Source organism: Nonomuraea sp. NPDC049129 (assembly GCF_040648495.1).
GTDB lineage: Bacteria > Actinomycetota > Actinomycetes > Streptosporangiales > Streptosporangiaceae > Nonomuraea.
The window spans coordinates 1-8,006 of record NZ_JBEZDU010000061.1 but is presented as its reverse complement, the minus strand read 5'-3'; the positions used below and the strand labels follow the sequence as shown (position 1 = coordinate 8,006).

At 69.9% G+C, this 8,006-nt stretch carries 5 protein-coding genes and 1 pseudogene; 3 read left to right on the top strand and 3 right to left on the bottom strand.

Annotated elements, in window-relative coordinates; all coding sequences use genetic code 11:
• Positions 1–164: 164 nt before the first annotated feature.
• Entirely contained in the window at positions 165–1,142 is a 978-nt protein-coding gene (locus AB0B64_RS60580) for a site-specific integrase (RefSeq protein WP_357962570.1), read from the top strand.
• Positions 1,143–1,189: 47 nt separating this feature from the next.
• Here AB0B64_RS60580 and AB0B64_RS60575 read toward each other — a convergent pair whose 3' ends face one another.
• Both AB0B64_RS60575 and AB0B64_RS60570 read right to left on the bottom strand, forming a co-directional pair.
• Positions 1,190–2,158 carry an alpha/beta hydrolase gene (locus AB0B64_RS60575; RefSeq protein WP_358207558.1) on the bottom strand — a complete coding sequence of 323 codons (969 nt, stop codon included), beginning with the start codon at positions 2,156–2,158 and terminating at the stop codon, positions 1,190–1,192.
• 102 nt (positions 2,159–2,260) lie between these two features.
• Positions 2,261–2,578 (bottom strand): antibiotic biosynthesis monooxygenase, encoded by a 318-nt coding sequence (locus AB0B64_RS60570; RefSeq protein ID WP_350600099.1) that lies wholly within the window; start codon positions 2,576–2,578, stop codon positions 2,261–2,263.
• Positions 2,579–2,720: 142 nt separating this feature from the next.
• Here AB0B64_RS60570 and AB0B64_RS60565 point away from each other — a divergent pair, with 142 nt between their 5' ends.
• Positions 2,721–3,614 (top strand): AraC family transcriptional regulator, encoded by an 894-nt coding sequence (locus tag AB0B64_RS60565; RefSeq protein ID WP_148646602.1) that lies wholly within the window; start codon positions 2,721–2,723, stop codon positions 3,612–3,614.
• Positions 3,615–3,769: 155 nt separating this feature from the next.
• Positions 3,770–4,519 (top strand): SDR family oxidoreductase, encoded by a 750-nt coding sequence (locus AB0B64_RS60560; protein ID WP_357962565.1) that lies wholly within the window; start codon positions 3,770–3,772, stop codon positions 4,517–4,519.
• Between the two features lie 342 nt (positions 4,520–4,861).
• Here the strand turns inward: AB0B64_RS60560 and AB0B64_RS60555 are convergent.
• Positions 4,862–7,917, bottom strand: a pseudogene (locus AB0B64_RS60555) (Tn3 family transposase).
• Positions 7,918–8,006 lie beyond the last annotated feature (89 nt).

Sequence of the window (8,006 nt, the reverse complement as noted above, 5' to 3'; positions counted from 1 at the left end):
GATCGGCCCTGGTGGGCGGCTGACGGATGGTCGGCGGCGGGACCCGTCTGAAGTCTTCCGCAGATAACGCTCTATTATCTGCGGCATCGCTGATCACGACCTGCGGCGACGTTCTCGGGGCTGTGTACGAAGCGGCCCCGTTATCTGTGGCAAGGGGGGAAGCGGTGCCCGCCGTCGTACGACTGCCCGTCGGAAAGGCGTTGACCGTCCGCGCGGCGGCCGACGTGTTCCTCGACTCGCTCGACAACGCGAACACGCTCCGGTCGTACGGAATTGGCGTCGGCAAGACCGCCGAGCACCTCGGTGATGCCCGCCCGCTCGCCACCGTCGCGGACGACGAGATCGGCGGCGCCCTCGAACAACTGTGGGGCGAGGCCGCGGTCAACACGTGGAACGCCCGGCGGGCGGCGGTGCTGTCGTGGCTAGGCTGGTGTGTCGAGCGCGGATACGACGGCCCGGCTGTCCCGGCCTGGGTGAAGCGGATGCCCCCGCCGGACTCGGAGACCCCGGCCCGCTCGAAGATGGCCGTGGACCGGCTGATCGCCCGGCGCGAGGTCCACCTGCGGGAGAAGACGCTGTGGCGGATGCTGTACGAGACCGTCGCGCGGGCGGAGGAGATCCTCGGCGTCAACATCGAGGAGCTGGACCTTGCCGCCCGCAGGGCCCCGGTGAAGGCCAAGGGCTCGAAGCCGCGTACCCGCCGCCGCGGTGCCCCGCGCGAGGACTACGTCATGGAGCCCGTGTACTGGGACGCCGGCACCGCCCGCCTGCTGCCCCGGCTGATCAAGGGCCGCACACGCGGGCCGGTGTTCGTCACCCACCGCAAGCCGGGTCCCAGCAAGGTCATCGCGCCGCGTGACGTGTGCCCGGACACCGGGCTGGTCCGGCTGTCGTACGGCCAGGCCCGCGCCCTGCTCGACGCCCACACCGCAGTCGGCGGGGTGCCGGGCACAGGCTGGGACCTGCACGAATACCGCCATTCTGGTCTCACCCACCTCGGCGAGGCCGGGGCCAGCCTGCCCATGCTGATGGCGAAGTCCCGGCACAAGAAGCCGGAGAACGTACGGCGCTACTTCCACCCCTCGGCGGAGGCGATCGCCGAGGTCACCAGCCTGCTCGCGCCCGGAGACAGCAGACGCTGAGGTCTTAGCCAAGGCTGAAGCGTACGACCGAAACTCGTCGACTTCACCTATGCGGCGGGGTTCGTGGGCAGGAGCCGGGCGAGCCAGTCGGTGCGGGTTCGGCGGGCTGTGGCCGAGATGTGTGCCTGAGGGGACAGGGCGTCGAATCCGTGGAAGCCGCCTGCCCAGACGTGGAGTTCGGCCTGGCCGCCGGCAGCCCAGATGCGGGTGGCGTAGTCGGTGGCCTCGTCGCGGAAGACTTCGGCGGAGCCGGCGTCGATGTAGGTGGTCGGCAGGCCCGCGAGGTCGTCGGCCAAGGAGGGTGAGACGTATGCGGGTACCTCGTCGTCGGTGAGGTCGCCGAGGAGGCAGCGCCATCCGAATCCGTTCATCTCCCGGGTCCAGACGCCGGGCCCGTTCGAGTACTGGAGGCTGGAGGTGGTGGTGTTGCGGTGGTCGAGCATGGGGCCGATCAGGACTTGGGCGGCGATCGTCGGGGTGTCGCGGTCGCGGGCCAGCAGGGTGACGCCGGCGGCGAGACCGCCGCCCGCGCTGGCGCCTGCGACGATGATCCGGTCGGGGTGGATGCCCAGTTCTTCGGCGTGGTCGGCGATCCAGAGCAGTCCCTGGTAGCAGTCGTCGACCGGGATGATGCCGGTGGCCTCGGGCGCGAGCCGGTAGCCGACGGAGACCACGACGGCGCCGAACTCGTCGAGCCACTCCAGCGGGATGTCGATCTGTGAGAAGCGGTCGCCCATGACCATCCCGCCGCCGTGCATCCAGTAGACGCAGGGTGCGGCGGTGGTGCGATCGGTGTTCGCGGGACTGAAGACGGACAAGGGGATCGTGGTGCCGTCCGGACTCGCAGCGGTGACCTCGCGCCGGTCGATCGCGCGACCTTCGAGGAGGGGATCGACGGGCATCGAGGAGAAGGGGCGTACCTGCGCCAGCACTTCCGGGCTGAGCTGGGACATCAGCGGCATGTCGGCCAAGAGTTCATGCAGTTCGGGGTCGAGGGCGGGTCGTGCCGTAGTCATGGTCGTTGCCTTTCGTGGGTGGTGGCGGGACGGTCGGGCGAGGAGGGGGCGCCTCAGCGGGCACCGCGGCGGCACGGGCTGGGGTGTGGGGTGTTCGGCGAGTCAGAAGGCGGCCTTGCCGCGGACCGGCACGTAGTCGGTGTACTCGGACTCCTTGGCCAGCAGTCCGCCGATCTGCGCCACGATGGCCTGGGCGGCCTCGCCGGCGAAGATCCGGTGGTGGTCCTCCTCGCTGGTCCAGCCCTCGGTGACGTGGACGACGTCGGGGGCGGACGCGGAACGGGAGACGAGGTAGACGACGCAGTACTCGCTCGCGCCGGGGCTGCCCTCGTGCAGGCCGGTCAGCAGCAGGTCGACGAGCCGGTCGCCCATTCCGGGCCTGGCGGTCAGGGTGGCGTTGAAGCCGTACGTGGCAATCATGGAGGCCTTCTTCTGCGTTGATGGAGTGAGGTGATTCCATTCAATCGCCGTGACCTGCGAAAACGTTAGAACGATGCTCGCTGGTACTTGCACGATCCTCGCGAGCACGGGAATTGAGCACAGACAGTGCTGCAATGGACGCATGCACCTCGAAGAGCTCCGCACCCTGCTGGCCCGGCATGCCCGGCCCGACTGGACCACCGCCATCGACGGCGTCCTCATCTCCAAGGTCGACCGGCCGGATCCGCCGGCGCCCTCGATGTCCGGCACGGTGCTCGCAGTCATCGCCCAGGGCGCCAAACGCCTCGCGCTGGGCGACCGGGTCTACGCGTACGGCGCCGGGCAGTACCTGGTCGCATCCGTCGACCTGCCCGTCACCGGACAGTTCACCCAGGCCGCCCCCGAGCAGCCGGCCCTCGGCTTCGGCCTCACGCTGGAACCGTCCGCCGTCGCCGAACTGCTGCTGCAAGCCGGTCCCGGCGACACCCCCCGCCCCGCTGGAGGCACTCCGTCGGGGATCGCCGTCAGCGACGCCCCGCCCGCGCTGCTCGACGCGGTGGTCCGGCTGCTGCGCCTGCTCGACGAGCCCAGCGACCGCGCCGTACTGGCCCCGCTGGTCAAACGCGAGATCCTGTGGCGCCTGATCACCGGCGAGCAGGGCGCGACGGTGCGCCAGCTCGGCCTCGCCGACAGCGGCCTCAGCCATGTCGCCCGGGCCGTGCGCTGGATCCGCGAGCACTACGCCGAGCCCTTCCGGGTCGAGGACGTGGCACGGCTGTCCGGGATGAGCGTCTCCGCGTTCTACCGCAACTTCCAGGCGGTGACCGCGATGAGCCCCATCCAGTTCCAGAAACAGATCCGGCTCCAGGAGGCCCGGCTGCTACTCGCCACCCACCCGGGCGACGTCACCGGAGTCGGCCACCGCGTCGGCTACGACAACCCGTCGCAGTTCAGCCGCGAGTACCGCCGCCAGTTCGGCGCACCCCCGAGCCGGGACGCGGCCCGCCTGCGAAGCACCGCAGGCGTCCTTCCTTGAGCGGCCGGATTATGAGGGAGGATTGTGCAAGACGAAGCGACGATAGTTCTACTATTCCAGCAGGTCAGAGCGATTCAATGGGATCACCAGTTCTTCCGCGGGGCAGGAAAATGCCTGTCTATTCGCGGGTCCCACTACATCGCAAGGATCACCGCATGAAGACAGTTCTGATCACTGGTGCCTCATCCGGATACGGACGGGAGACCGCCCTGTACTTCCACTCGCAGGGGTGGAACGTCATCGCCACGATGCGCACTACGCGTGCGGGCGTCCTGCCCGAGTCGGACCGGCTGCGCGTCGTCGAGCTCGACGTGACCAAGCCCCAGACCATCACCGCCGCGTTCGAGGCGGCCGGGCCCATCGACGTCCTGGTCAACAACGCGGGCGTCCCGTCGATCAGCGTGTTCGAGGGCACCCCCATGGCCCGAGTGCGGGAAGTCTTCGAAACCAACACGTTCGGCGTGATGGCGACGACGCAGGCGGTGCTGCCCCAGTTCCGCGAGCGCGGCTCCGGCGTGGTGGTCAACGTGACCTCCAGCGTGGTGCTGGGCCACATGCCGCTCTCGGCCGTCTACAAGGCAAGCAAGATGGCCATCGAGGGATTCACCGCATCCCTCGCGCTCGAGCTCGCGCCCTTCGGTGTGCAGGCCAAGACGGTCGAGCCGGGCGCCTGCCTGACGACGAACTTCGCGGCCAACGCGACGAAGGGCGCCTCGCTGGACGAGCTGGTCCCGGCGCCCTACGCACCATGGGCGAAGAAGGCCATGGGCGACTTCACAGGCCAGGACCTGTTCACCAAGGAGAGCGACGTCGCCGAGACAGTGTGGCGAGCCGTGCACGACACGACCGGCCAGCTGCGATTCCCCGCCGGCCCCGACGCGGTCTCGCTCTCCCAGGCGAAGTGATCAGCCAGCAGGCAAGGTCACGCCGTACTGATACCAGGAGCCAGCCCCGCGCCCACGCACCGGGTCGGCTCGCCGTCGGGCGCTCACCCCGATGAACGGGAACCTGACCAACGACGAGAAGCCGGACCGGTTCGCCCTGGACCACGGTCACCGCCGGGACGCCGTCTACGACCGGCCCGCCTGCCGACAGAAGGCGTACCGGGCCCGCCGGGCCGCCGAGCGGATCCGCGAAGCCGTAACAGCTCCGGCCGGTGTGTCGGCTCCCGTACCCCTCTCCGGGGCCTGGGCAGCGCAGACGCCTCGGTCAAGATGGAGGAGACCACGACGAGCCATCGTGCGACGTCACTCGTCGTCGGTGGCGTCCTTGTCACGCAGCGGGCGCATCCCGCCGGGCAGCACGAGCAGCTCGAACGAGTACCGGCCGAGCATGTTGATGTGCTGCCGCACGAACGGGGAAAGGCGGGCGACGTCCTCGTCGCGCACGTCGAACCCGTCCGTGCGCAGTTGGTTCACAGCGGCGTCCATGTACCGGGTGTTGAAGAGGACGACGGCGTTCAGGACCAGGCCCAGCGCGCCGATCTGGTCCTCCATGCCGTCCTGGTAGCGCTGGTAGAGCTGCCCGGAACGGCCGTGGAAGATCGTCCGGGCGAGGGAGTGGCGGCCCTCCTGGAGGTTGGCCTGCGCCTTGATCTGGCGGCGATAGCCGGGCTCCCGGCCAGGCGCAGGATGTGCAGGCTCTTGGCGATCCGCCCATAGTGCGCGATCGCGTCTCCCAGCGGGGTCGGCCGCCCGTCCCGCGACAGCATCCGGATCACGTCGTACGCGCGCACGGCGCCGGTGTGGATGGAGCCGATGATGCGCAGGATGTCCTGCCACTGGCGTTCGATCCGAGTGAGGTCGACCCGGCCGCGGGCCGCTTCCTGGAAGGCGCCGTAGTCGGCGGTGCGGTCGATGCGCCACATCTTCTGGTCCGGCAGGTCCGCGAGCTGCGGCGCGTACGCGAACCCGGCCAGGGTGAGGAGTCCGAAGACGATGTCGGAGTACGAGGCGGTGTCCGTGACGATCGTCTCCGGGCGCTTGCCGCCGTCCCGGTCGTAGAGGACATCGAGCACGTACAGGGAGTCGCGCGGGGTGCCAGCCACCACCTTCCCGCCGAGCCCCGCCGCCTGGTCATTGATCATGTTCAGCCACGTCGCGCCGCCCCGGCGCCCGAAGTACTTCGGGTTCGGCCGGGCGTAGACGGAGGGGGCGGGGACGACGAACCGCATGCCGTCGACCGAGGCGACCAGCCCGCCGCCCCACACCTGCGCGAGGCCGATGGACGCCTGGTGCTCGATGAGGGTGGCGTTCGCGGCCCGGTAGGTGGCCAGTCGCAGATACGTCTGGTCAACGTGGGACAACCTGCCGTACTTCAGCTCGTCGATCCCGCCGATGACTGGCGTGTAGCCGACGTTGCAGCCGTGCGCGACCAGCAGCGCGGCGACCGTCACGTGCAGGTCCTTCAGCCTGGCCTCGCCGCCGGTGATCGAGGTGAACGCCTGGTCGGCGCCAGTCCACGAGAACACCTCCAGCAGGACCTCCGGCAGGTCGACGCGGGGCATCATCGCCTCCACCGCCTTCCGCAGGTCGATCAGGGAGGCGGGTTCGGGCTCCGGCTCCAGGGCGGCGAAATGGAGGCGGCCGTCGTCGCCGAACACGATCTGGGAGGTCGCCGGCACCCGCCCGGCGACCTCCCGGTACGTGCCGTCCAGCAGCGCGGCCCGCGCCGCCAGGTGCTCACCCGCCTCGCCGGGCAGGTTCAAAGAGGCCAGCACGGTCGGGCGGACCTGCTCCCACGCCTCGCCGTCCAGCAGCTTCGCCCGCGGGTCGCCCCACTTCGAGGAGTTCTTGGCGAACACCTCCCGCCGGCGCAGCAGCCGGTGGAAGGATTCCAGCACGCAGAACACGTACGCCTTCCAGTCCACAGTGCCCGCCTCCAGGTGCGGCGCCGCCAGCACGAGGCGCCGCCACGAGCCGACCAGCAGCGACGTGTCGATCTCGTCGGGTCCGACCTTCTTGCGCCCCATCAGGTCGGGCAGGGACTTCAATGCCTTTAGGACCGGCAGGCCCTCCGGGGTCGCGCCGAAGTCGACGACCTGGACCAGGAGCGCCAGGAACGGCCGTACGGTGGGGAACCGGGTGACCAGCATGGTGCGCCAGGCCTCGTCCGCGTCCGAGTCGATCGGCGGCGCCAGCTCGAACAGCGCGGCGATCGCGGCGGCCAGCTCCTCGCGCGGCACCACCTCCTCGATCCGCTCCCACATCGCCGTCAGCGTCGCCACCTCCGGCGGACTAATCTCCCCGGACTCGGTGTCGACCTGCTCGCTCGTGGTGTCGAACACGACCCGGAACGCGGTCGCCAGCCTGATCCCGGCCCGCTCCATCCTCGGCAGCGTCTTCAGCTTCTGCTTTGCCGTCTCCCGCTCCGCCCGCGCGAGCCGCTTCGTCGCGATCAGCACCTCCAGCAGATCCAGCGCGTCGTCGACCGCCCTGCTCGTCAGGTAGACCGCGGTGGCCAGCAGCGTGGCCAGGCGCCGCGAGTCGCCGTGACGTCGCAGCAAGGACGCCTTGCCGTCCACGCCGTACCGCGACAGCTCCGCCAGCCGCCGCGGCGGTATCCCGGACACGTCCAGCTCACCCATCCCGAACGCGTCGATCTCCGCCGCCCGCTCAAGCGCCCACTTCATCTGGGGCCCGGAGATCCGCACCGGGCCGCGCCGCAGCCGGTCCAGCTCCGACACCCGCGCACCGGGCGGCACGGTCAGCAGGGAGTCGAGCACCGCCCGCTGACCGGCGCTCAGCAGCCCGCAGAGGCTGTCCCACAGCCGCTGGTTCGCCGCCTCCCGCACCGAAGCAACCAGCCGGGCGAGCGTCGTCACACCGGGCAGCAGCACCCGCCGCTCACGCAGCCACCCCACCGCCGCGTCGAACAACGCCTTCGGGCCCTCCCCGGTTGTCCACGCCCGCGCGTCCACCCACACCCGCAACTCGGCTTCCGCCTCGGCGAACTCCGTGTACTCCAGGAGCTTCCGCAGCTCACGGACGTGGGCCAGCCGGGTGTTCTCCCGTTCCCCGTACGCCTTCAGTGCCGACGCGTCCGCGATGCCGAGCTGCTCGGCAAGGTAGTCGACAACTTCGGCCGGCATTTCGGTCGGGTCGTCCAGGAACACCCCGAGGTAACGCGCGGTCGTGAGCTGGGCCGCGAAGCCCAGCCGGTTGTGGGACCGCCGCTTGCCCTCGATCAGCTCCCGGTCCGCGTCGTCCAGGAAGAAGAACCGCTCCAACTCCGTACGGGACGGCGTCCCGTCATACGCCGCGTACGCGGCGGCTTGTGCATCCGTCAGAAACTCGACCGGCACCCCGGACCTCCACACAGTCAATGATCAGCACGACTGCTGAAGGCTCCGCCCTCGAAGAAGTCCAGGTCAAAGCGCTCTCAGGTGCACGG

Excerpts from the sequence above, each read along its gene's own strand:
- AB0B64_RS60575 (WP_358207558.1), bottom strand. The coding sequence starts at position 2,158 with ATGACTACGGCACGACCCGCCCTCGACCCCGAACTGCATGAACTCTTG.
- AB0B64_RS60565 (WP_148646602.1), top strand. The coding sequence starts at position 2,721 with ATGCACCTCGAAGAGCTCCGCACCCTGCTGGCCCGGCATGCCCGGCCC.
- AB0B64_RS60570 (WP_350600099.1), bottom strand. The coding sequence starts at position 2,578 with ATGATTGCCACGTACGGCTTCAACGCCACCCTGACCGCCAGGCCCGGA.
- AB0B64_RS60560 (WP_357962565.1), top strand. The coding sequence starts at position 3,770 with ATGAAGACAGTTCTGATCACTGGTGCCTCATCCGGATACGGACGGGAG.